The following is a 21,442-nucleotide window of genomic DNA, read 5'->3' on the forward strand; positions in this document are numbered from 1 at the left end:
CAAGAGGCTATGCATAATGAGGTGCACTCGCTGGGAAGGAATGCCGTGGCGATCGACGAAGACGTCGTAGCAGGACTCGGAGACCGGACGATCGGTCCCGAGCACAAAGGGCTGCCGCCCGCTGCCTGGGGTCGCACCGTGCGCGAATTCCTCGCCACCGCACCGAATCTCGACCAGTTCGAGACGCCGCTGCTGACCATCGACCGGTCCGCGGTGGACGCGAACGTCGCCCGCATGGCGGACTGGGCGCGCGCGGCGGGCGTGCAGCTCGCCCCGCACGGCAAGACCACCATGTCGCCCCAGCTGTGGGCGCAGCAGCTGGCAGCGGGATGCTGGGGCATCACCCTCGCCACCATCTGGCAGGTGCAGGTGGCGCGCTCGTTCGGGGTCGCTCGGATACTGCTGGCCAACGCGCTGGTCGATCCGGTCGGATTGCACTGGGTCGCCGCCGAATCGGCGAAGGACCCGGACTTCGAGTTCGTCTGCTGGGCGGACAGTGTCGAGACCGTGGAGTTGATGGACGAGCACCTGCGCTCCGCGCCCGGCCCGGCGCAGGTCCGGGTGCTCGTCGAACTCGGTGGGCCGCATGGACGTACCGGTGCGCGCACCGTCGAGCAGGCGCACGCCGTCGCCGCGGCAATCGTCGACGCGCAGCGGCTGACGCTGGCCGGAGTCGGCGGGTACGAGGGGGCGCTGGCGCACGACCGGACCGCCGAGGGGGTCGACACCGTGCGGCACTACCTCGATGAACTCGCCCGCCTGCATCGGGAAATCGCCGCCGCCGGGCAGTATTCGGACGGCGCGATCGTGACCGCCGGCGGCAGTGCCTACCCGGACCTGGTCGTCGAGCGGCTGGCCGGCCTGGCCGACGAGCAAGGCGCACAGGGTGTTCCGACCTCGGTGGTGCTGCGTTCCGGGGCGTACATCATCCACGACGACGGGTTCTACGCGGGCATCTCCCCGTTCGCCGCGTCGCGCAGTGACCATCCGCTGCGCTCGGCCATGCACGGTTGGGCGCGCGCCGTCTCCCGTCCGGAGCCGGGATTGGCGCTGCTGGACGCGGGCAAGCGCGACCTGCCCTACGACGAGGGGCTGCCGGTGCCGCAATTCGTTGCCGGAAAAGGCGGTTCGGCCCTGGACCCGGCGGCGACGGTCTCGGCGCTCAACGACCAGCACACCTTCCTGCGGCTGCCCGAGGGCAGCGAGCTCGCGGTCGGCGCGGTCGTGCGATTGGGTCTGTCGCACCCGTGCACCGCGTTCGACAAGTGGCGGCTCATTCCGGTGATCGATGACGCCGACGCCGAGTCGCCGCGGGTCGTCGACCTGCTGCACACGTTCTTCTGACGAGCCGAAGACCATGACGGACTTACTCTTTCGCGACATCGACATCATCGATGGCACCGGGTCGCCGCGGTTCCGCGGTGACGTGCTGGTCGATCGGGGGCGCATCGCCCGGATCGCCGAGCCCGGCAGCATCGCCGACGCCGGCCGGATCATCGACGCGGGGCCCGGTGCGGTGCTGTGCCCCGGCTTCATCGACATGCACGCCCACTCGGATCTGCATCTGCTCACCGAGCCGGGGCATTTCCCGAAGATCAGCCAGGGCATCACCACCGAGCTGATCGGGCAGGACGGGCTGTCCTACGCGCCGATCGACGACGCCACCCTCGCGGTGGTGCGCCGCCAGATCGCCGGGTGGAACGGCAATCCCGCCGATCTCGATTTCTCCTGGCGGACCGTCGGGGAGTACCTCGACCGGCTCGACCGCGGAATCACCCCCAACGCGGCCTATCTCGTGCCGCAGGGCACCTTGCGGTTGCTCGTGGTCGGCTCGGAGCAGCGTGCCGCGACGGCGGCGGAGATCCACCGGATGCAGGAACTGCTCGCGCAGGGGCTGCGCGAGGGCGCGGTCGGGATGTCGAGCGGGTTGACCTACACGCCCGGAATGTATGCCGACACCGGGGAATTGGCGGCGCTGTGCACGGTGGTCGCCGAATTCGGCGGGTTCTATGCGCCGCATACCCGCTCCTACGGTGCGGGTGCGCTCGAGGCGTACGCGGAGATGATCGAGCTGGCCAAGGCCACCGGGTGCGCGCTGCACCTCACGCACGCCACGATGAACTTTCACGTGAATGCCGGGCGCGCACCGGAATTCCTGGCGCTGATCGACGCGGCGCGGGCCGAGGGGTGCGACATCACCCTGGACACCTACCCGTATCTGCCTGGTGCGACCACGCTTTCGGCCTTGCTGCCGAGCTGGGCGATGTCCGGCGGACCGGACGCGGCGCTGGCGCGCCTCGACGACGACCGGACGCGGGCGCGAATCACGCTGGACGTGAACGTGAACGGGTCCGACGGCTGTCACGGCGTGACCGTCGAATGGGAGACCATTCAGATCAGCGGTGTCGCCAACCCGGAACTCGACGGATACGTCGGCAAGCGGTTGAACGAGATCGCCGCCGAACGGGAAATGGCGCCGGTCGAGGTGTTCTTCGATCTGCTGCGCCGGGATCAGTTCGCGACCAGCATCCTGCAGCACGTCGGGCACGAGGAGAACGTGCGTGCGATCATGGTGCACCCTGGGCACATGGGCGGCAGCGACGCGCTGCTCGCGCCGGCCCGGCCGCATCCGCGGGCCTGGGGCACCTTCCCGCGCTACCTCGGGCACTACGTGCGCGAACTGGGCGTGCTCGAACTCGAGGACTGCGTGCACCATCTGACCGGCAGGCCCGCCGATCGGTTGCGGTTGCGTGATCGCGGGCTCGTCTTCACCGGGTATGCCGCGGATCTGGTCGTGTTCGACCCGGCGACCGTCGTGGACACCGCGACGTTCGACAACCCGAAACAGCAGGCGCGCGGCATCCGGCACGTGCTCGTCAACGGTGAGTTCGCCATCGAGAACGGCGCGCCCACCGGCAATCTCGCCGGACGTGCGCTGCGCATGGACGCCTCACGGAAGGAGACATATTGACCACGGCCCTAGAGGTGATCCGTGCCGATCGCGTGCTGAGCGTGGTCCGGGCACCGGAGATCCCCGATCCGGTCGCGCTCGCCCAAGCGCTGGCGTCGTCCGGGATCCGGGCGCTGGAGCTCACCTTCACCACGCCCGGTGTGCTCGGCTATCTCGCCGCGGCGAGCGCCGCCGAGGGCGCCGTGGTCGGGGTCGGCACCGTGCTGACCGGCGAACAAGCCGAGGCCGCCATCGACAGCGGCGCCCAGTTCCTGGTCACGCCGGGGCTGCGCGCCGACGTCGCGGAGGTCGCCGCCCGGCACGACATTCCGGTCGTGATGGGCGCTTTCACGCCGAGCGAGGTGCTCACCGCGCTGGATCTCGGCGCGGCCGCGGTGAAGATCTTCCCCGCCAGGGCCCTCGGCCCCGGCTACCTGAAGGACCTGCGTGGTCCGTTCCCCGACCTGGCGCTCATCCCTTCCGGGGGCGTCAATGCGGGTAATGCCGCCGAATTCCTCGCTGCGGGCGCGATTGCCGTCACCGCGGGAACCGACGTCGTTTCCCCTTCCGATGTCGCCGCGGGCCGTTGGTCCGATATCGCTTCCCGCGCGGCGTCGTTCGTTCGATCCATGAATTGAGAGGTCCACCATGGGCGCTACCGTTGATTGGCTGCGCACTACCACCCCGGGGCTGCTCGTGCTCTGCGGGCTCGCGATCGCGGTTTTGCTGTTCGCCATCATCAAGGTCAAGCTGGAGCCGTTCATCGCGCTGCTGCTCACCGGTCTGGCGCTGGCCCTCGCCGCCGGGCTACCGGTGTCGAAGATCGTCGGCACGGCGATCAAGGCCGGTGACTCCATCCTGGAGACCGGATTCGGTGGCATCCTCGGGCATATCGCCGTGATCATCGGCCTCGGCACGGTGCTCGGCGCGATCCTCGAACGATCCGGCGGCGCCGACGTTCTGACCGGCAAGCTGCTGAATCTGTTCGGCGAGAAGGGCGCCCCGGTCGCCATGGGCCTGCTCGGGCTCATCTTCGGCATCCCGGTGTTCTTCGACATCGGCATCTTCGTGCTCGCGCCGCTGATCTACGTGGCCGCCAAGCGCGGCGGCCGGTCGCTGGTGCTCTACGCCATGCCGATGCTGGCCGGGTTGTCCATGACGCACGCGTTCCTGCCCCCGCACCCGGGTCCGGTGGCGCTGGGCGGCCTGCTCGGGGTGAGCCTCGGCTGGCTGATCCTGATGGGATTCGTCTGCGGCATACCGGGATTCATCGCCGCCGGCATCGTCTGGGGCAGCTACATCGGCAAGCGAATCCAGGTCGAGGTGCCGGACGAGTTTCTCGTGCGCAAGGACGAGGAGAAGGAGACCGCTCCCGATGAGGGGGAGCGGGTTTCCGACGGTTCCGGCGGCGTCGCGACCAAGCGGCCCGTGACGACCACGCCGCCGTCGGTCGGGCTGATCGGCGCGATCATCGCCATCCCGCTGGTGCTGATCCTCGGCGCGACCTTCGGTACTCAGCTGCTGGACAAGAACTCTCAGCTGCTTCAGGTGCTGACCTTCTTCGGCACGCCCGCGGTGGCGCTGCTCATCGCGGTACTCATCGCCTTCTACGTGCTCGGCGTCCGGCGCGGGTCCACCGTGCAGGAGCTCAGCGAGCTCACCGCGGAGTCGTTGCGCCCGGTCGGCATGCTGCTGCTGGTGGTCGGCGCGGGTGCGTTCTTCGGCAAGGTCATCTCCGCCACCGGGATCGGCACCGCGCTCGCCGACACCATGTCCGCGGCGGGGCTTCCGGTGATCGTTCTCGCCTACATCATCAGCTGCGGTCTGCGGATCGCGCAGGGTTCGGCCACCGTCGCCATCGTCACCACCGGTGGCATCGTGGCGCCGCTGGTGACCGGGCACGATTACTCGCAGATGTCGATCGCGCTGATCGCCATGGCGATCGCGGCGGGGTCGATCATCCTCAGCCACGTCAACGACGGCGGGTTCTGGATCATCGCGAAGTTCTTCAACATGACGGTGAAGCAGACGCTGCAAACCTGGACCGTCCTCGAAACCATCCTGTCGGTGGTGAGTTTCGCGGTCGCTGCGGTGTTGTTCGCCATCGTCAGCTAGCGGTAGGTCCTTCGAAACCCCGCGGGGCCGGACAACTGGTGGTCATTGCCCGTCGAGACAGTCGACGAGCGCGGCCGTCGAGTCCGGCCCCGCATCGGTGTCTCCGTTCGCGCGCGAGCCGCTGAACCCGCTGGTCGCGGTGCGGGGTACCGGCAGGACCTCCTTCTGCTCGTGGACAGGGCCTACGGTGGAGGAGTGGCCACGAGAGATCCGCGCACCGAGATCAAGGAGTTCTTGCGCTCGCGTCGGGCGCGGATCGCGCCTGAGCGGGCCGGACTGCCCGCCTACGGCGGCAACCGCCGGGTCGCGGGTCTGCGCCGCGAGGAGGTAGCGCTGCTGGCGGGGGTATCGGTCGACTACTACGTGCGGATGGAACGCGGCAGCCTGTCCGGCGCCTCCGACGGGGTGCTCGACGCGGTGGCCGCCGCCTTGCAACTCGACGAGGCCGAGCGCGACCACCTGTTCCACCTGGCGCGGCAGTCGAAGGCGCCCAGCGGTTCGCGTCGGCGGCGCAGCGCCGGGCCGGTGCGTCCGGCGCTGCAGCGGGTGCTCGACGCCATCACCGATGCGCCGGCGTGGATCTGTACCGGACGTTTCGACGTGCTGGCCACGAATCACCTTGCCCGCGCGCTCTATGCACCGGTGCTGGCCGACCCGCGACGACCGGCCAACACCGCGCGGTTCGTGTATCTGAATCCTGAAGCGGCACAAGCGTTCTTCGTCGACTACGACCGGATCGCCCGCGATGTGGCCGCGAAGCTGCGGATGGAGGCCGGCCGCGATCCGCACGACGCGGAGCTGATCGCCCTGGTCGGCGAATTATCCACCCGCAGTGAACTATTCCGGCAGCGGTGGGCCTCCCAGGATGTCCGGCTGCATCGTTCCGGACGCAAGCGTCTGCACCACCCGGTGGTGGGCCGGCTCGACCTGGACGTCGAGTCGATGGACCTGTCCGCCGAACCCGGCCTGATCCTGAACGTCTACACCGCGCCCGCCGGCACGGCGACCGCGGACGGCCTGGCCGTATTGGCGTCGTGGGCGGCCAGCCAGGAGACGTCGCGGTAGCGGAGAACTCAGGGGAATCGGCTGAGGGCGTTGTGACAGCGGGCGGCTTGGGTGCGCAGGGCGGTGGCCAGTTGCGGTGAGCCGGCGAGCAGGGTGAAGTCGAGGTCTACCGCGGTGATCATCCAGGCGAGGGCTTCCGGGGACTCGGCGCCCAGGTGGAGGTGGCAGCTGGTGGGGTCGACGGGTTCGAGGACGCCCATGCCCGGCCAGACGTTGGGCGCGGCGGTTTCGGCGGAGGCGTGCAGCAGGACGGTGGCGCGGTGCGGCCAGGCGCGGGTGGAGAGTTGGTGGGAAAGGTAGGTCGCGACATCGCCTTCGGGTGGGTCGCGGGGCGGGAAGCGGGGGCCGGTGGGGGTGCGTGGCGTGATCCGGTCGGCGCGGAAGGTGCGCCAGTCGGCACGGTCGGCGTCCCAGGCGACCAGGTACCAGCGGCGGCTGAAGTGGACCAGGGTGTGGGGTTCGACGGTGCGGACGGTGGTGGTGCCGTCGTGGGCGCGGTAGTCGAAGCGGAGACGTTCATGGCGCTGGCAGGCCTCGGCGATGGCCATCAGGGTGTCCGGTTCGACGGGGCTGCCGGGGGCCGCGACGCGGAGGGTGGCGCCGCGCAGGGTACGGACTCGGTGGCGCAGCCGCGGGGGCAGCACCTGCTCCAGCTTGGTGAGTGCGCGCAGGGAGGATTCTTCGATGCCCGCCACGGTTCCGTCGGATGCGCTGCGCAGGCCGACCGCGACCGCGACCGCCTCGTCGTCATCGAGCAGCAGCGGCGGAAGTGCCGCGCCGGCGCCGAGGCGGTAGCCTGCGGTGCCCTGGGTGGCGTTCACCGGATAGCCGAGTTCGCGGAGGCGATCGACGTCCCTGCGCACGGTCCGCCCGGTGACGTTGAGTCGTTCGGCCAGTTCGGCGCCGGTCCAGTCGCGGTGGGTTTGCAGCAGGGCGAGCAGTTTGAGCAGCCGCGCCGAGGTTTCCAGCATGTGATCCAGAATGGCAGATGGTTAGGAACAGATCTGTCCTAAGTGCGCGGCCCTGAACCGACCCGTTCCTTGCCCGCGGTCGTCAGCCGTTGTAGCGGGCATGCATCCGGGCGGCGGTCTGCGCCATGTGTGCCCGGAGTTCGGGCGGATCGAGTACCTCGCAGTGTTCGCCGAACGGGAGGATGGCATGGGCGAGGACCTCGTAGGACTCGGAGGGGAGGGTCAGTTCGACCCATCCGTCGGCGTCGGGTTCGGTCGCCGAGGCCAGTGCCTCGGCGACCGCGACGGGTTCGTGCCACAGGCGGAGCATGCGCAGGTGGGTGGCCGGCATCCGGCAGCGGGCGCGGACCCGCAGCATCGAGAGCGCGAAATCGTCCGCCGAACTGGACCAGTGCGCGGCCAGGTCGAAATCGCCAGGGCGGGTGAAGGATTCGGCGCTCGGTTCGGCGGAGCGGATTCGGCTCACCCGGTAGGAACGGATCGCCGCCCCGTCTCGGGCGACCAGATACCAGGTGCCTGCCTTCAGCACGAGGCCGAGCGGGTCGAGGCGGCGATCCACGATCTTGTCTTTGCGTCCGTATCGAATCCGCAATCGCCGGTCGTGCCAGAGCGCGTCGGCGACGATGTTCAGCGTGGGTGTCTCGTCTGGCGGGTGGAACCAGCCGGGGGCATCGATGTGTACTCGCTCGGCGATTCTGGTCGCGCGGCCGCGCAATTCGGGCGGCAGCGCGGCGAGCACCTTGAGCTGGGCGGTGGCGAGCACCGTACCGAGCCCCAGATCGGCTGCGGCGCCGGGCAATCCGGCCAGCAGAACGGCATCGGCCTCCTCGGTCGTGAGCCCGGTCAACCGGGTGCGGTAGCCGTCGACCAGCTGCACGCCGCCCGCCCGGCCCTGTTCGCTGTACACCGGCACCCCGGCCGCGGACAGCGCCTCGACGTCCCGATACACGGTGCGCACCGACACCTCGAGCTCCTTGGCCAGCTCGCCGGCCGTGGTCCGCCCGCGCGTTTGCAGGATCAGCAGCAACTGCACCAGCCGGCTCGCTCGCATAGAACGAGATTAGCCGCGAAATATGACAGAAGATGTCAAGGATCGACCGTATCTTCGGCGATATGACCACGTGGAGTGAATTCGCCGCAGAAGCACCGCGCATCGCCGACCTCTTCGTGCGCAGGCACACCGCCACCGGCAACCTGTGCATGCTCGGCACCCTCCGCTCGGACGGGTTCCCGCGGATCAGCCCGGTGGAACCGCGGTTCTTCGAGGGCATGCTGGTGATCTCGGGCATGCCCGGCACGACCAAGTTCCGCGATCTGGCCCGCGATCCGCGGTTCTGCCTGCACACCGCGACCGTCGACACGAAGGTCAGCGACGGCGACGCGAAGCTGTTCGGCACCGTCGTCGACCTGCCGGACCCGCAGGTGCACGCGCGGTTCGCGCAGCAACTGTTCGACGACACCGGGTTCGATATTCGCGGGCGGGAGTTCGACCACTTCTACGTAGCGGACTTGAGCAGCGCTTCCACGGTCGAGGTCGTCGATGACCACCTCGACATCACCATCTGGAAGCCGGGTCAGGGCGAACGGGTCGTACGCAAGCACTGAGCGTTCAGCGCCGGGGCGTGAGCTGAGCCGCGATCGCCACCGGGACCGGGACGCCGCGTTTGCGCACCTCGTGTTGAAACCGTTGCACCAGTGGGTCGTTCGGCGTGGTGGTCAGGCACACGACGTCGCGGAAGAGCGGCGGGTGCAGGCTGCGTACGACGCCGGGAAAGGTCGCCGACAGCGCGGAGGTCGGCACGAGCGCGGCACCGAGACCGGCGGCGGCGAGTTGGGCCGCGGTGTTCGCCTGCCTGGTGCGGGTCGCGGCGGTGAGCGTGACGCCGCGGTCGGCGGCGATCTCGTCGAGCCAGGCGCCGAGGCCGTTGTCCGGGTGGTAGTGCACCATCGGTTCGGCGGCAATGTCGTTGAGGGTCAACGGGTTCGCGGTGTCCACCGCGGCGAGTGCGACGACGATCTCCTCGCGGCCGATCACCTCCAGGTGGCCGTCCCAGCGCGTCGGGCGCGGTCCGATGCCGAGGTCCGCGGTACCCGCCCGCACCAGTTCCGACAGTGCGTCGGCACTCGACATCTCGGTCAGCGTGACGTGCACGTCGGGATGTCGCCGCCGCCACCCGCGCAATACCGGCGCGAGCAACCCCGCGGTCATGCTCTCGGCGCAGGCGAGGCGCAGCTGCCCCTGCGCGCCGGCCGCGACGGCTCGCCCGGTGGACACCACGCGCTCGGCCGCGGCCAGCGCCGCCCGCGCGTCCGCCACGATCGCCCGCCCCGCGGCCGTCGCTCGCACCCCGCGCGGCAATCGCTGCACCACCGGCGTGCCGATCTCCCGCTCCAGCGCCACGAGCTGATGCGACAGCGCGGGCTGCGACATGTGCAGCCGCGCCGCCGCCTCGGTCACCGAGCCGAAGTCGAGCACGGCCACGAGACATTCGAGCGCGCGCAGGGTTGCCATTCGCAAACCCTATCGGAAAGCCATAAACAATCGATATTGCGACGGGATTGTCCGGTGGAACGGCCGCGTTGGCACTCGGTGTAGGTCAACGACAACCGAGGAGACAGCCATGACAGGCGCGCTGGACGGCAAGAGATTGGTCATCATCGGCGGCAGTTCCGGCATCGGACGGCAGATCGCCGCCGACGCGATCGCCGCGGGCGCGACGGTCGTACTGGCCGGGCGGAACCCGGACGCGTTCGCCGATCTCGGCGATCGCGCGAGCGCCGCGGCCGTCGATCTGGGTGACGAGGAATCGATCGCCCGGCTGGCGGCGCGGGTCGGCGAGGTCGACTACCTGGTGTCCGTCGCCGCCGCGCACGCCAACGGACCGGTGACCGGCCTGGACCGGGCCGCGGTGACGCGGGCGTTCGACGCCAAGGTGATCGGACCGATCATGCTGGCCAAGCACTTCGGGCCGCGCCTGCGCGAAGGCGGTGCGGTCCTGCTGTTCTCCGGCTTCGCGGCGTGGCGGCCCGCACCCGAACGTGCGGTGATGGCGACGACCAACGGTGCGGTGAGCTTCCTCGCCCAGGCGCTCGCGGTGGAACTCGCGCCGATCCGGGTCAACGCGATATCGCCGGGCATCGTCGACTCCGGCGTGTGGGATCGCCTGGGGGAGGCGAAGAACGACTTTCTCGCCGGTGTCGCCGCGGCCAATCCCGCGCGCCGCGTTGGCAATCCGGCCGACATTTCGGCGGCCGCGTTGCTCACCCTCACCAATCCATTCGTGACCGGCACGACAGTGCATGTCGACGGCGGCGGCCGCCTGGCGTGAAATCCGTTCGGTGAGCGGGTTATTTCGCGCGTGGCAGCCGGTTGCGTATTTCGGCGGCCAACTGCTGGGGGTCGATGCCGAGCGCTTGTAGCGCGGGATGGACGACCTCGTCCTCCTGCACGAGGAGCCCGAGCAGCACGTGCCCGGTATCGACGCCGACGCCGGTGGATGCGCGCGCTTCGAGATTGGCGCGGGCCAGGGCCTGCTGGGCTTTGGTCGTGAAGTGCGGGGTGATCGAGGGCGCCTGGTAGGTCGCGCCGACGCGCAGCGCCCGCCGCAGCTTCTCGTGCGTCAACCCGAGCGCGGTGACGGCGGTCCCGATCGGGGTTTCGGGATCGTCGTCGGCGGTCCTGGTCAGGGCGAGCAGCAGGTCGCTCGGTTCGATGTGCGCGTGGTTGAGCGCCCTGGCTTCGCGCAGGCTGTTCTCCATCGCCTTTCGGGCCTGCTTGGTGAACGGGATGTGCCCGGATGCGCTGTGCTCCGCGGTCCCCGGCGGCAGCGCGATCTGTGCCTTGGCCGTCGGCGGATCGATTCCCAGCTCGGTCAGCGCGCGGGCGGTGGTGGCCGCGGAACCGATCTCGCAGGCGCGCAGGACGGCGAGCAGCATGTGTTCCGCGCCGATGTAGTCGTGGCCGCGCTCGCGCGCCTCTTCCTGGGTCAGGACGATTACCCGGCGGGCTTGATCGGAGAATCTCTCGAACACAGCGACCCCCTTTCGGCCATCGGCCGCTGATTTCGATGGTAGTCAACAATGCGCGGTGGCTGGTCGATATGCACCGGTCGAGTGCAGGAAACGCGGCGTGAACGGCGTGGTTGCGCGGAATTCATTCCCGTGCGGTCAGCGATGCGCGGCGCCGGGCGAGGAAGGCGCGTTCGGCGGCGTTTCTGGTACGGGTGATCGCCGCGTCGAACGCCGCGGCGGCTTCCGTTGCGCGGCCGAGGCGTTCGAGCAGGTCGGCTCGAATCGCGTGGAACAGGTAGTACTTTTCCAGGCCGAGACCGTCGAGCAGCGCGAGTGCGGTTGCGGGGCCGTCGACTTCGGCCACGGCGACGGCGCGGTGGAGTGCGACGACCGGGCTCGGCGTGTGAGCGGTCAGTTGGTCGTAGAGTCGCACGATCTGCGGCCAGTCGGTGGCGGCGGCGGTCGGCGCGTCCGTGTGCACGGCGTTGATCGCGGCCTGGATTTGATACGGCCCAGGTTGGTTGCGGCGCAAGCATTCTCGGACGATCGCGTGCCCTTCCGCGATGTGCTTGCGATCCCATCGGGTGCGGTCCTGCTCGGGCAGCGGCACCAGGGATCCATCCGCCGCGGTGCGGGCCGGGCGGCGGGCCTCGGTCAGCAGCATCAACGCGAGCAAGCCCGCGGCCTCCGGCTCAGCGGGCAGGAGGTCGGTGAGCAGGCGGCCGAGGCGAATCGCCTCGGCGCACAAGTCCGCTCGGACGAGCCGGTCGCCGGACGTCGCCGTGTGCCCCTCGGTGAAGATCAGATAGACGACCGCGAGCACGGTCTGCAACCGCGCAGGCAGCTCGGCGTCGGCGGGTACGCGGTAGGGGATGCGGGCGTCGCGGATCTTGCCCTTGGCGCGGACAATCCGTTGCGCCATGGTCGATTCCGTGGTCAGGAAGGCGCGGGCGATCTCCGGTGTGGTCAGCCCGCCGAGGAGCCGCAGGGTGAGCGCCACCTGTGCCGGGCGGGCCAGCGCGGGGTGGCAGCAGGTGAAGATCAGCCGCAGTCGGTCGTCGCGCACCGCACCCTCCGGTTCGGCCGGTTCGTCGTTGGCGTGCAGCAATGCCGCCTGTGCGTAGCGGTCGGCGCGGGAGGCCTCGCGGCGGAGCCGATCGATCGCGCGGTTGCGGGCGGTGGTGATGATCCAGCCGGGCGGGCTCGGCGGCAGCCCGTCCGCAGGCCAGCGCAGCACGGCCGCGGTGAACGCGTCCTGCACCGCGTCTTCGGCGATTCCGATATCGCCGAAGACGCGGATCAGGCCGGCGACCGCGCGACCGTAGTGTTCGGTGAACACCGCCTCGATGACCGCGGCGGTCACGGGTTCGGCCATCTAGCTGTCCCGGAGCGGGCGGACCTCGATCGGCAGCGTGATCGCCTTGGTCAGCCGGCGACCCCACGCCAGCGCCTCGTCCAGATCGGCGGCCTGGATGATGGTGAATCCGCCGATGTGTTCCTTGCCCTCGACGTACGGGCCGTCGGTGATCAGGACGTCGTCGCCCTTGGCGTGCACCACGGTCGCGGTGCTCGGCGCGTGCAGCCCCGCCGCGAATACCCAGGCTCCGGCGGCGCGCAGGTCGGCGTTGACCGCATCGAGGTCGCGCAGGATCTCGTCGATATTGTCCGGCACGCCTTCGCCGTCGGGCTGGTAGATGCTGAGCAGATACTGCGGCATCGTGATTCTCCTCATCCGTGCTGGTAGGTGGCGATGGTGACGCTCGTTTGCCGGGCGTCACCTACTACACGAACAACACCCCATCAAATCGACACGGGTCGGATGGTGAGTACCCGGGCGGTCAGGCGGGGTTGGTCAGGGCCTGGATTTCGGTGTAGGGCGGGGCGGCGACGGGGATCGGATGGTCGTGGCGGACCGCGCGGGCGGTGTCGAGCGCCACGGTCAGGGCGGCTCGGTAGAGGAGGGAGCCGGTGCTCACCCGGCGGACGCCGAGGTCGGTGAGGGTGGCGAGGGAGGGACCGGCGGGGGAGTAGAGGATGTTGATCGGCAGGGGGATGGCGGTGACGAGTTGGGTGATGCCTTCGGGGTCGGTCAGCCCGGGGACGAAGATGCCGTCGGCGCCCGCGGCGACGTAGCGCTCGGCGCGGGTGAGGGTGCGGGCGATGTCGTCTTTCACCCAGTAGGTGTCGACCCTGGCGTTGAGGAACAGGTCGGGCACGCGCTGTTTGATCGCGGTGATCAGCTCGGCCTGGTGCTCCGGGTCGGCCAGGGTGTTTTCCGCACGGCCGTCCTCCAGGTTGATGCCCGCGATCCCCAGGTCCGCCAGCTGGGCGGCGTATTCGGCCACCGCGGTGGGGTTTTCGCTGAAACCGCCCTCGATGTCGACGGTGACCGGGACGGGCAGGCCGGCGAGCAGGGTGGCCAGTGCGCGGGTCGTTTCGCCGGTCACGCCGGTGCCGTCGGGCAGGCCGGCGGCCACGGCGACGCCGAGACTGGTGGTGCCGATCGCCGGAAAGCCTTCGGCGGCAAGCAGTGCCGCGGAACCGTAGTCCCACGCGTTCGGCAGGACCAGCGGTCGGTCGCCGTGATGTAGTTCGTGGAATAGCTTCGTCTTGTTCATTCGGACCCCTCGATGATTCCGGTGGCGGTGGCGATGGCGTGCGCTCGGCCGGGGCAGGCATGCGGGCCTGCCCCGAAACCTAGTCCAGGGTGGCGCAGGTCGAGTTCGACGAGCTCGCCGTCGACGACTCGTCTGGTCGACCGCAGCGGTGGGTTCTCGTCCATGGTTCGTTCGATGAGCTGTTCCGCGGTGCCCGGTGCGTTCAGTTGTCGCGCGTTGGCGACCAAGGCGCTCGTCGCGGCGCAGGCCTGAACCAGCAGGCAGATCCGGGCCGCCGTGACGTCGTCGGCGGCGCCGCCGCAGGCCGCGACCAGTTCGATGACCGCGTCGTCGGCCGCCGGATTGTCCGGCTCGAACGGCTGATAGTGCGCGGCGACCAAGGCGACCGCGTCCACGGAAATATCGTGCAGGCCAAGAGCTTCCGCGAGGGCACGGACGTGTGGCAGCGGCCCGTCGGCGGTCCGCGCGCGCTCCCGCAGGTCGGCGGGGGAGAGTCGATCGAGTTCCGCGGTGACCAACGCGCGCAGCCGCCGATGCTCGGAACCGGTGCTGAAGCGCGGCACGTGCGCGCGCAACCAGGCGATGCCTACCGGCGCGTCCACGGCGGGTACGGCGGGTACCGGTGCGTCGATCAAGGTCGCGCGCACCTGATCGGGGTCGGTGATCAGCGGAACTGTCCGATTCATGCGGTGACCGTAACTCCCGGACGTTTCGGTGGCCGCCGAAACGTTCGCCCACCATCATGGGGTGATGTCATCCAGAGGAGCCGAGCTGGCCGGCCTGGCCGCGTTGCTCGCCGACCGCACCCGCGCCGACATGTGTCTCGCGCTGGTCGACGGCCGCGCCTGGACGGCGGGCGAGCTGGCTCGGCACGCCGGGGTGGCCGCGTCGACCGCCACCGAACATCTCAACCGCCTGCTCGACGGCGGGCTGCTCGTCGAACGCAGGCAGGGCAGGCATCGCTATGTGCAGCTCGCGGGCCCGCAGGTGGCCGAGCTGCTGGAGTCCATGGTCACCCACCTCGACCCGCCCCGCCCGGCCGTGACCAATCTCCGAACCGCTACTGTCGCTGCGGCTTTGGCGCGCGGCCGGACCTGCTACGACCATCTGGCCGGCCGCCTCGGCGTGGCCATCACCGACGCGATGACCGCGCGTTCCCTGCTCGATCAGAACGGTGGTTTCGCGCTCACCGAGGCCGGCCTGTCCTGGCTGACCGGACCCCTGGGTGTCCGCCCCGCCGATATGCGCGCCACCCGTCGCCCGCTGGCCCGCGCCTGTCTCGACTGGACCGAACGCCGCACTCACCTCGGCGGCGCCGCCGGCGCGCACCTCTGCCGCCGCCTGCACGAACTCGACTGGATCGCCCGCGTCGGCACCGGCCGCGCCATCCGCGTCACCCCGAAGGGCGAGTCCGGCCTGCACGCGCTGCTCGGCATCGAGCCGCCCGACCTCGAGCCGGCGCCTACGCCGGATCCCGCAACTGCCGGAGCCGGTAGGCGACCCGCGAGATGATCCCCGCCATCATCCGGGCCGCCGATTCCAACCGATCCAGCAACTCGACCAACTCCTCCTCGGTGGCCCGCGAAACGTCCAGCCCGCGCAGCGCGGCCACCGCACGCTCCAGCGCGCTGACCTGCTCCTCAAAGGCTGTGTTCGAACGCATGTTCTAATGATAGCGCATCTACTGCGTCATCAAACTCCTCCGCTGACACGCCCGATACAGATCGAAGAGCGTTCGCCCCGAATTGAGTCCTTAGGGACGACTCAGCGCGGCACCGTCGGAGCTAGCGCAGTCGGTCAAGCTCGCATGTCGGCAGTAGAGGATGTTCTGCGCGGCAGTCGTTCTCGCCGCACACAACATGCGCGCGGCGGCATAGGCGGACGCTTGAACCGATCGCCGAATCTCCCTGAGCTACGGCATGATCGGTGGATGGAGTTCCAGCTGACAGTGTCGGCGCCTGCTGGCAGCCACCGGTTCGTCGTCGTGATCGAGCCAGAGGCGATGCACTATGAGTTCCCGAGAGAAGGCAAGGTTCTTCTGACATTCCGCGGGCCCGATTCGATGGCCGCCGAGCTGTCTCACTATCCGGATGCCGTGGTCATCTGGCGGCCAGCGGATACGCAGGTCTACGCCACGACGGTCGATGGGCGTTGTGAGCAGATCGCGGGATTCGACGATAATCCGGCGCCCGGCCTCGATGCCGGCGGAAAGCCTCTGGATCGGCCCGCGAAGGAACTGCTCGAACAACTCTTCTACAACCGATCCGCTCCGAGTGATCCGCACGGTTGAGCAATCCCACCTCGGCTTCACGATCGAATCGGCGCTGTCACTTGCACACGGCACTCGGCACTATTGGATGTTCTGCGCGGCAGAAGCGGACGCGGCTCTTCACAGCTGAATTCGCCTTGCCTGAGCTCTGAGTACGTCGACTTCGCGCCCCGGCGAGGTGGGGTCGAATCCGTGATCGATCAGCCAGCGCACGCCGCGCAGACTTCGTACCGACCACCAAGCCCGGATCACGTCGAGGTCCACACCGATGCCATAGCCTGACACCACATCATCGACGCGCCCGGGATGACCGAGTGTCAATGTGGCGAGGTCATACATAGCGTCCCCCTGAGCCGCCTCGGACCAATCGATCACGCCAGTGATGGCGTCCCCCTGAACGAATACGTGCTCCACCTGCAAATCCCCGTGTGTAAACGCTGGTATCCACGGCCGGAGCGCGACCTCAGCGATCCGGCGGTTGCACGCGATGACATCAGCGGGCAAGACGTTGTTCTCGCTCAACCACGCGCATTCGGCATCGAGTTCAGCCGCGAGGTGCTCGGGAGGGCGAGCGGGCCGCGCCGGCAACGGCGCTTCATGCAGTATTCGAAGCGCCGACCCGGCCGCTGCCCACGCCGCCGAGGATGCGGACGACGGTTCCCCGAGCCGGCCGAGCGCGGTCCCAGGTAGAGCGGCGATAGCGAGCACAGAGGGCTTGCGCCACAAGATCTTCGGTGTCGGTATCGGCGCAGCCGTCATCGCCGCAACCTCTGCGTCGATGCGCGCCTGATCGCTGTCGATCTTCAGAAACGTGTCACCGACCCGCACGGTTGCGCGTTGTTGATGAGCGACAACGATCTCCACAGCTTCCACGCTGGCTATTCTCCCGCGACGAGGGAGGATGCCCGACATCCTCGAACTGCCCGATATTCGGCACGATCGGACATTCTGTGCGGCAGTCGATCTCGCCGCTGAGAACACCCGCCCAGCGGCATTTCCGTGCGTTGGAGTCCCGCGGATCTGCTCCTGTCCGGCCCGGCACCGGGTCGGCGCTACCTGGAACATCGTTCACGGCCTCATCGCGTGCCGGTTGATGGCTTGGATAGGCGCTGCCGAAGAGATGACCTACTCGTCATTTCCTCGGCAGCTCGTATCCGAACAGGTACAGAATCGGAGGGTGGAGCAGCGAAAAGTGTTGCGGCGCGGGTGGGTTCGCCGGATGATCGACGGGTGAGCACAGAGAGGGAGGCTGCCACGCCGGCGGATCTGTCGTGGCTGCGGCGATCGCGCGGCGTGATCTTCGTGGCGCAACTGCTGGTCAGCCTGCCGCTGGTGGTGGTGACGGTACTGCTGCTGGCGTGGCTCGACCGGACGTTGGGGTGGCCGCAGTGGATTCTTCCGGTGGCCTGGCTGATCTGGTGCGTGATCGCCCGCTACCGGCCTGTCCGGGTCCGGTTTGCCTCGCGGCTGCGCTCACCGACAGCCGAGGAGGCCGCGCTGCTCACTCCAATATGGACGACGGTCGCGCGCGCGGCTGGGGTGGACGGCGCGAAGTATCCGTTGGTGGTGCTCGGCGATTCCATGAGAACGGGTCTGTTTCTCCGCCCGCGGGCGGAGATCGAAGTGGACGGCAAGGACTTGATCGAACCGGCGCCTCGTGGCCTGTCCATGCGGTGCGCCTGGGGACTGGGCCTGCTCCTGATCGGCCCGTGGCTCACCCGTCGGCTGCCGGCCCTGTACAGCAGGCCAGCCTCGGTCATGGCGGGGTTGGCCGCGGCGGTGGTAGCGGCGGGGACGGTCGTGGCCTCGGCCGTAACAGCTCGTGGCAGGGCCAACATGGAGGACGGCGTGTCCAAAGTGCACTTCGTGGTTGCGGAGATCCTGACGATCGGGGCCATCGCCGGGCCGTTGCTGCTCGTGATCGGCCTGCCGGGTGCCGTGGTGATCACGATGGCGTGTGTCCTGGACTCCTACGGGAAGGAGTTTCTGGGGCTTTACAGCCTTATCGTCGCCGATCGCGTCGCGGTCTGCCTCGGCTACGGCCGGGAACTGCGCGACGACCTGGCAGTGCATCCTAAACAGGATCGCTTCCGGCGTGCCAATCCGTGGATCCGCGGCCGCCTCTGGCATCTGGATCGGCGAATGTCTACCGAGACAGTCGCATAACTGACCCGCCGTGTCGTCACGGAGGCGGTTGGGCGTGCGTACTGCGTGACGATCTACCGCCAGATCGCTTCCACGACATAGGCTCGCTCGGCGTCATCGAGCGCGTGCGCGGCGGAAATGCCATGCCAGCGCGCGAGACAGGGCGGTCGAGACAGGACGCGATGCCATCGGAGCGCGCTCGCCGGTACGCCAGTCCAGAGCCGCAGCGCACCGCCGACGAGCAGCGCGGCGCGCGGCTTAGCGCGGGCAACGGCCAGTAAGCTCGCTGTCGGCGGTGGCGGCAGGGCCACATCGACCAAGATTCTTCATCCGGCGAAAGGTGCCGTCAACGCTCCCATGACGCCACCCGCCGGTGCGCTGCGCCAGGTGACGACCGCATACCGATGCTCGGTGCTGATACAGCACGACCGCAGCGACGTTCGGGCTCTGCTGGGCGGTGGTCACTTTTACCTCGTCGGCGACCAGCTCTCCGACGATGTCACGGTTGCTCTCGTCGCGTTTGCTCAAGCCCACTACGACGTGCAGGGTGCCGTCCTCGCTGGTTCGGATGCTGCGTACTTTGATCTCCGCAGTTTTGAACTTTCCATCACACACCGTGTTCCCAAAACCATCGGACTCGTCCTTCTGGTCGTTGATCAGGTGGACGTATATGTACCTGACCTGCTCGCAGGCATAACCAACGGTGACATAAGTGGACTCACCTTTTTTGGTGACCGGGCCGATTTTGTTGATTCCGGTCAGGGCGTTGGCAGGTGCGGCAGCCAACAGTCCGGCCGCACAGAGGGCAACGGTGTAGGCGCTGAGGCCGGCCATGGGCCTACTGCTGAGAGTCAGCACAACAAGTAATCGTTGCCGCTGGTACTCCCGGATGGGACCAAGTGCGTTTCGCGTGGCATGTCGCAGCGAACCAGGCGTTCGGCTGCCCGTGTCAGCCGGGCCGACTGTGCGCGAGCCGACTCGCTCATCGGCAACGGCGGACGTCCGGGACGGGTCAGTTCGGCACGGCCGGTTGATCTTCCGCCGCGCCGCGCTGGCCGCTTCGGTCAGCGCGGAAGCGGCATTATCGTGCGTTGGAAGTTCGGGGCCACGGAGGCGGGGTTCGAACCCGCGACCTCCCACGTGTCGTGCCGGTGATCTACCGCTGATCTACTCCATGGCCGTCCGCAAGTCTACGGATGTGGGCAAGAGGGCGAGACAAATACGGGCCGTGCGTATTCCGGCTGCCCAGCGCGGACAACCTCGGGCGAGCTGAATGCGGCATGAGCGTGCGTTTGTCGAAGCCGGTCCGCACCCACTTGGGTGCGCGGTGGGCTGTTCGATGTCTCGCCGGGACCGATCCGACGCACACTGCCGTGGTGGCAATCGACGGGGTGGAAGTAGCGCGGCAGCTGATTATCCAGGACTTCCCGCGTGCGCGGGCAGCATGGTTAGGTGGCAGCGTAGCTCTCGGAACAGCAACGGCGACTTCCGATTTGGATATCACAGTACTGTTGTCTGGTTCACCGGCGCCGGATACCGCACGGCTGCGGGAAAGCAGCGCAGCAGTGCGGCGAGTCGCGCGGTATCGCCCGCCACCTCGGTGTCTGCCCGCTCGACGGCGTCGTGCAGCGCCGCACCGGCGAACACCAGATCGCGCAATGTCGCCGCCTCCGGCACGGTCAGCCACGCCTCGGGTTCGGCGTGCTCACCACGGTCCAACTCAAGGCGCCCGCCCGCAACGGTGATGCGGAACCGATCACCCGCGACGTCCAGCTGGCAGCGCAGCGACAGCTCGCCCGCCAGTGCCGGATCGAAGGTCGCGCGCAGAGCGAACAGCAGCGCGTCGACGCTCAGTTCCGCCGCGCCGTCCTCGGGCAGCGGTGCGCGGCTGCCCCAGTGGGCGAGCGCGCGGAGCACGGGCTCCAGTTCCTGCCCGCGCTCAGTGAGTTCATACACGGCGGCGGGCGCAGGCGGTCCCAGGCGCCTTCGCCGCACCAGGCCGTCGGCTTCGAGCTCGCGCAGCCGCTGCGCGAGGACGTTCTGGCTCATCTGCGGCAGCCCGCGGTGCAGGTCGGAGAAGCGCTTCGGACCGAAGACCAGCTCCCGCACGACGAGCAACGCCCACCGCTCGCCGACCGCATTCAGCGCTCGCGCGATGCCGCAGGGGTCGTCGAACAGCCGCTTCTTGCTCATTCACCCGATTGTACTTGCACAACAGGTGTGGATGCTCCTAAATTAGGAGTGTGAACGTGGCCTCCGTCGACGGAACCGTCATCGGCTACACACGGCACGGCGACGGGGCCCCGGGTGGTCCTTGGTCGACATACTCCGACGGTGACGATCACGCATCGAGAAATGGAGAGAAGCAGTGAACGAGATGACACTTCGTGTGACGTCCGCCGACGGTACGAGGATCGCCTACGACCGGAAAGGCGCTGGCCCGGCGGTGATCCTCGTCGGCGGGACCCTAGACGACGGCGCTGAGAACGCGCCGCTGGCCCGGCTCCTTGCCAACCATTTCACGGTCTACAACTACGCACGACGCGGTCGGGGCGACAGCGGCGATACACCGCCGTACGCCGTGGCGCGGGAGGTGGAAGACCTCGACGCGCTGATTGCGACAGCCGGCGGCTCGGCTCACGTGTACGGCGCCTCATCTGGCGGCGCCCTCGCGCTGGAGGCAGCAGCGGCAGGTTCGGCGATCGACAAGATCGCGGTGTGGGATGTGCCGTACGTGATCGGGGACGATCTGTGGCCGAGGTTCAACCAGTACATCGCGGACACCCACGAGGCATACAAAGCCGGCCAGGACGAGGAGCTCCTGGAACTGTTCATGAGGCTTACCGGCGGACCCGACGCGGACATCGCGGCTGGCAAACAGCACCCGCTCTGGGCCTGGTCCGTCGCGCTCGCCCACACGCTCGTCAAGGACGCCATGGTCCTCAATGACTACAAGATCCCGACAAACCGACTTGCCCGCATCACTCAGTCGGTCCTGGCGACCACTGAGGGTCCGACCACCCAGCCCCAGTTCGCAGGCCTCCCGACCGACTTCTTCGACCGCGCCGCGAAAGCGATAATTGCTGCCATCCCCCAGACCGAACGACACACGCTCGACGGACAGGGACATGTCGTCGACCCCGAACTCATGGCCCGTGTACTGAAGACGTTCTTCAACCAGTAACCCGCCGACTGATCAGGTCGCTACCGTGGGTCGCTTCGGAACGCAGGCCCATCGGCCACGTCAGCATCGGTCGGCGAGCGGCGACTCCTGAGTTCCGGCAGTCCACTCGCTTGG

The 21,442-nt window shown here is 68.6% G+C and carries 23 protein-coding genes, 1 tRNA gene and 1 pseudogene; 12 read left to right on the top strand and 13 right to left on the bottom strand.

The genetic code is table 11. The features are described 5' to 3' along the window. The first annotated feature begins 9 nt into the window (after window positions 1-9). The 5 genes from ACFQ9K_RS32200 (at window position 10) to ACFQ9K_RS32220 (ending at window position 6,130) form a co-directional block, all read left to right on the top strand. Window positions 10-1,344: an amino acid deaminase gene (locus ACFQ9K_RS32200; RefSeq protein WP_378725867.1), complete on the top strand. Its 1,335-nt coding sequence runs from the start codon at window positions 10-12 to the stop codon at window positions 1,342-1,344. A 13-nt stretch (window positions 1,345-1,357) separates the two neighbouring features. Beyond that, the gene (locus tag ACFQ9K_RS32205) at window positions 1,358-2,971 is read left to right on the top strand and encodes an amidohydrolase family protein (protein WP_378725869.1); all 1,614 of its coding nucleotides are present in this window, start codon (window positions 1,358-1,360) and stop codon (window positions 2,969-2,971) included. Continuing rightward, the gene (locus ACFQ9K_RS32210) at window positions 2,968-3,588 is read left to right on the top strand and encodes a bifunctional 4-hydroxy-2-oxoglutarate aldolase/2-dehydro-3-deoxy-phosphogluconate aldolase (protein ID WP_378725871.1); all 621 of its coding nucleotides are present in this window, start codon (window positions 2,968-2,970) and stop codon (window positions 3,586-3,588) included. Before ACFQ9K_RS32205 ends, ACFQ9K_RS32210 begins: the two co-directional genes overlap by 4 nt. 10 nt (window positions 3,589-3,598) lie before the next feature. Then, window positions 3,599-5,065, top strand: coding sequence for a GntP family permease (locus ACFQ9K_RS32215; protein ID WP_378725873.1), 1,467 nt, complete (start codon window positions 3,599-3,601; stop codon window positions 5,063-5,065). A gap of 195 nt (window positions 5,066-5,260) precedes the next feature. After that, the gene (locus ACFQ9K_RS32220; protein ID WP_378725875.1) at window positions 5,261-6,130 is read left to right on the top strand and encodes a helix-turn-helix transcriptional regulator; all 870 of its coding nucleotides are present in this window, start codon (window positions 5,261-5,263) and stop codon (window positions 6,128-6,130) included. A gap of 8 nt (window positions 6,131-6,138) precedes the next feature. On the opposite strand, the gene ACFQ9K_RS32225 is transcribed toward ACFQ9K_RS32220, so the two are convergent. Next, window positions 6,139-7,101: a helix-turn-helix transcriptional regulator gene (locus ACFQ9K_RS32225; protein WP_378725877.1), complete on the bottom strand. Its 963-nt coding sequence runs from the start codon at window positions 7,099-7,101 to the stop codon at window positions 6,139-6,141. Window positions 7,102-7,183: 82 nt separating this feature from the next. Next, entirely contained in the window at window positions 7,184-8,152 is a 969-nt protein-coding gene (locus ACFQ9K_RS32230) for a helix-turn-helix transcriptional regulator (protein WP_378983980.1), read from the bottom strand. 62 nt (window positions 8,153-8,214) lie between these two features. Here ACFQ9K_RS32230 and ACFQ9K_RS32235 point away from each other — a divergent pair, with 62 nt between their 5' ends. Next, window positions 8,215-8,706, top strand: a complete 492-nt coding sequence (locus ACFQ9K_RS32235; protein ID WP_378719081.1) for a pyridoxamine 5'-phosphate oxidase family protein — start codon at window positions 8,215-8,217, stop codon at window positions 8,704-8,706. Between the two features lie 4 nt (window positions 8,707-8,710). Here ACFQ9K_RS32235 and ACFQ9K_RS32240 read toward each other — a convergent pair whose 3' ends face one another. Continuing rightward, the gene (locus ACFQ9K_RS32240) at window positions 8,711-9,613 is read right to left on the bottom strand and encodes a LysR substrate-binding domain-containing protein (protein ID WP_378719080.1); all 903 of its coding nucleotides are present in this window, start codon (window positions 9,611-9,613) and stop codon (window positions 8,711-8,713) included. Window positions 9,614-9,722: 109 nt separating this feature from the next. Here ACFQ9K_RS32240 and ACFQ9K_RS32245 point away from each other — a divergent pair, with 109 nt between their 5' ends. Continuing rightward, window positions 9,723-10,430 (top strand): SDR family oxidoreductase, encoded by a 708-nt coding sequence (locus ACFQ9K_RS32245; protein ID WP_378719078.1) that lies wholly within the window; start codon window positions 9,723-9,725, stop codon window positions 10,428-10,430. 19 nt (window positions 10,431-10,449) lie between these two features. On the opposite strand, the gene ACFQ9K_RS32250 is transcribed toward ACFQ9K_RS32245, so the two are convergent. The 5 genes from ACFQ9K_RS32250 to ACFQ9K_RS32270 form a co-directional block, all read right to left on the bottom strand. Then, window positions 10,450-11,133, bottom strand: a complete 684-nt coding sequence (locus ACFQ9K_RS32250) for a Clp protease N-terminal domain-containing protein (protein ID WP_378719077.1) — start codon at window positions 11,131-11,133, stop codon at window positions 10,450-10,452. Window positions 11,134-11,254: 121 nt separating this feature from the next. After that, window positions 11,255-12,487 carry an RNA polymerase sigma factor gene (locus ACFQ9K_RS32255; RefSeq protein WP_378719075.1) on the bottom strand — a complete coding sequence of 411 codons (1,233 nt, stop codon included), beginning with the start codon at window positions 12,485-12,487 and terminating at the stop codon, window positions 11,255-11,257. Continuing rightward, window positions 12,488-12,829 (bottom strand): YciI family protein, encoded by a 342-nt coding sequence (locus tag ACFQ9K_RS32260; protein WP_378719072.1) that lies wholly within the window; start codon window positions 12,827-12,829, stop codon window positions 12,488-12,490. 121 nt (window positions 12,830-12,950) lie between these two features. Further along, window positions 12,951-13,730, bottom strand: coding sequence for an isocitrate lyase/phosphoenolpyruvate mutase family protein (locus ACFQ9K_RS32265; RefSeq protein ID WP_378719071.1), 780 nt, complete (start codon window positions 13,728-13,730; stop codon window positions 12,951-12,953). Next, window positions 13,727-14,416, bottom strand: coding sequence for a hypothetical protein (locus ACFQ9K_RS32270; RefSeq protein WP_378719068.1), 690 nt, complete (start codon window positions 14,414-14,416; stop codon window positions 13,727-13,729). The genes ACFQ9K_RS32265 and ACFQ9K_RS32270 overlap by 4 nt, the downstream gene beginning before the upstream one ends. A gap of 64 nt (window positions 14,417-14,480) precedes the next feature. Between ACFQ9K_RS32270 and ACFQ9K_RS32275 the strand changes: the two genes are divergently transcribed. Continuing rightward, window positions 14,481-15,242, top strand: a complete 762-nt coding sequence (locus tag ACFQ9K_RS32275) for an ArsR/SmtB family transcription factor (protein WP_378719066.1) — start codon at window positions 14,481-14,483, stop codon at window positions 15,240-15,242. Here the strand turns inward: ACFQ9K_RS32275 and ACFQ9K_RS32280 are convergent. Continuing rightward, the gene (locus tag ACFQ9K_RS32280) at window positions 15,193-15,393 is read right to left on the bottom strand and encodes a hypothetical protein (RefSeq protein WP_378719064.1); all 201 of its coding nucleotides are present in this window, start codon (window positions 15,391-15,393) and stop codon (window positions 15,193-15,195) included. The genes ACFQ9K_RS32275 and ACFQ9K_RS32280 overlap by 50 nt on opposite strands. Before the next feature lie 267 nt (window positions 15,394-15,660). On the opposite strand from ACFQ9K_RS32280, the gene ACFQ9K_RS32285 reads away from it, so the two are divergent. Beyond that, window positions 15,661-16,020: a hypothetical protein gene (locus tag ACFQ9K_RS32285; RefSeq protein ID WP_378719062.1), complete on the top strand. Its 360-nt coding sequence runs from the start codon at window positions 15,661-15,663 to the stop codon at window positions 16,018-16,020. A gap of 99 nt (window positions 16,021-16,119) precedes the next feature. Here the strand turns inward: ACFQ9K_RS32285 and ACFQ9K_RS32290 are convergent, their stop codons facing one another. Continuing rightward, a complete protein-coding gene (locus ACFQ9K_RS32290) occupies window positions 16,120-16,863 on the bottom strand; it encodes a phosphotransferase (protein ID WP_378719061.1) in 744 nt (247 codons plus the stop codon). Between the two features lie 366 nt (window positions 16,864-17,229). On the opposite strand from ACFQ9K_RS32290, the gene ACFQ9K_RS32295 reads away from it, so the two are divergent. Further along, window positions 17,230-18,165, top strand: a complete 936-nt coding sequence (locus ACFQ9K_RS32295; RefSeq protein WP_378719058.1) for a hypothetical protein — start codon at window positions 17,230-17,232, stop codon at window positions 18,163-18,165. Between the two features lie 237 nt (window positions 18,166-18,402). Here ACFQ9K_RS32295 and ACFQ9K_RS32300 read toward each other — a convergent pair whose 3' ends face one another. Then, window positions 18,403-18,978 carry a hypothetical protein gene (locus tag ACFQ9K_RS32300; protein WP_378719057.1) on the bottom strand — a complete coding sequence of 192 codons (576 nt, stop codon included), beginning with the start codon at window positions 18,976-18,978 and terminating at the stop codon, window positions 18,403-18,405. A gap of 271 nt (window positions 18,979-19,249) precedes the next feature. Beyond that, window positions 19,250-19,321 (bottom strand) — tRNA-Val (locus ACFQ9K_RS32305). A gap of 103 nt (window positions 19,322-19,424) precedes the next feature. Between ACFQ9K_RS32305 and ACFQ9K_RS32310 the strand changes: the two are divergent. Next, window positions 19,425-19,625, top strand: a pseudogene (locus ACFQ9K_RS32310) (hypothetical protein); the annotation flags it as partial. A gap of 19 nt (window positions 19,626-19,644) precedes the next feature. Here ACFQ9K_RS32310 and ACFQ9K_RS32315 read toward each other — a convergent pair. After that, complete coding sequence (locus ACFQ9K_RS32315; RefSeq protein ID WP_378719055.1) at window positions 19,645-20,337, bottom strand: winged helix-turn-helix transcriptional regulator; 693 nt, start codon at window positions 20,335-20,337, stop codon at window positions 19,645-19,647. A gap of 184 nt (window positions 20,338-20,521) precedes the next feature. On the opposite strand from ACFQ9K_RS32315, the gene ACFQ9K_RS32320 reads away from it, so the two are divergent. Next, window positions 20,522-21,328 carry an alpha/beta fold hydrolase gene (locus ACFQ9K_RS32320; RefSeq protein WP_378719090.1) on the top strand — a complete coding sequence of 269 codons (807 nt, stop codon included), beginning with the start codon at window positions 20,522-20,524 and terminating at the stop codon, window positions 21,326-21,328. Window positions 21,329-21,442: the final 114 nt, after the last annotated feature.

The organism is Nocardia sp. NPDC056564 (assembly GCF_042793755.1).
GTDB lineage: Bacteria > Actinomycetota > Actinomycetes > Mycobacteriales > Mycobacteriaceae > Nocardia.

Bases quoted from the DNA above. Each gene is read 5' to 3' on its own strand.
- ACFQ9K_RS32200 (WP_378725867.1), top strand. From the start codon at position 10: ATGCATAATGAGGTGCACTCGCTGGGAAGGAATGCCGTGGCGATCGAC.
- ACFQ9K_RS32205 (WP_378725869.1), top strand. From the start codon at position 1,358: ATGACGGACTTACTCTTTCGCGACATCGACATCATCGATGGCACCGGG.
- ACFQ9K_RS32215 (WP_378725873.1), top strand. From the start codon at position 3,599: ATGGGCGCTACCGTTGATTGGCTGCGCACTACCACCCCGGGGCTGCTC.
- ACFQ9K_RS32225 (WP_378725877.1), bottom strand. From the start codon at position 7,101: ATGCTGGAAACCTCGGCGCGGCTGCTCAAACTGCTCGCCCTGCTGCAA.
- ACFQ9K_RS32230 (WP_378983980.1), bottom strand. From the start codon at position 8,152: ATGCGAGCGAGCCGGCTGGTGCAGTTGCTGCTGATCCTGCAAACGCGC.
- ACFQ9K_RS32235 (WP_378719081.1), top strand. From the start codon at position 8,215: ATGACCACGTGGAGTGAATTCGCCGCAGAAGCACCGCGCATCGCCGAC.
- ACFQ9K_RS32240 (WP_378719080.1), bottom strand. From the start codon at position 9,613: ATGGCAACCCTGCGCGCGCTCGAATGTCTCGTGGCCGTGCTCGACTTC.
- ACFQ9K_RS32245 (WP_378719078.1), top strand. From the start codon at position 9,723: ATGACAGGCGCGCTGGACGGCAAGAGATTGGTCATCATCGGCGGCAGT.
- ACFQ9K_RS32255 (WP_378719075.1), bottom strand. From the start codon at position 12,487: ATGGCCGAACCCGTGACCGCCGCGGTCATCGAGGCGGTGTTCACCGAA.
- ACFQ9K_RS32260 (WP_378719072.1), bottom strand. From the start codon at position 12,829: ATGCCGCAGTATCTGCTCAGCATCTACCAGCCCGACGGCGAAGGCGTG.
- ACFQ9K_RS32265 (WP_378719071.1), bottom strand. From the start codon at position 13,730: ATGAACAAGACGAAGCTATTCCACGAACTACATCACGGCGACCGACCG.
- ACFQ9K_RS32270 (WP_378719068.1), bottom strand. From the start codon at position 14,416: ATGAATCGGACAGTTCCGCTGATCACCGACCCCGATCAGGTGCGCGCG.
- ACFQ9K_RS32275 (WP_378719066.1), top strand. From the start codon at position 14,481: ATGTCATCCAGAGGAGCCGAGCTGGCCGGCCTGGCCGCGTTGCTCGCC.
- ACFQ9K_RS32280 (WP_378719064.1), bottom strand. From the start codon at position 15,393: ATGCGTTCGAACACAGCCTTTGAGGAGCAGGTCAGCGCGCTGGAGCGT.
- ACFQ9K_RS32285 (WP_378719062.1), top strand. From the start codon at position 15,661: ATGGAGTTCCAGCTGACAGTGTCGGCGCCTGCTGGCAGCCACCGGTTC.
- ACFQ9K_RS32300 (WP_378719057.1), bottom strand. From the start codon at position 18,978: ATGGCCGGCCTCAGCGCCTACACCGTTGCCCTCTGTGCGGCCGGACTG.
- ACFQ9K_RS32315 (WP_378719055.1), bottom strand. From the start codon at position 20,337: ATGAGCAAGAAGCGGCTGTTCGACGACCCCTGCGGCATCGCGCGAGCG.
- ACFQ9K_RS32320 (WP_378719090.1), top strand. From the start codon at position 20,522: ATGACACTTCGTGTGACGTCCGCCGACGGTACGAGGATCGCCTACGAC.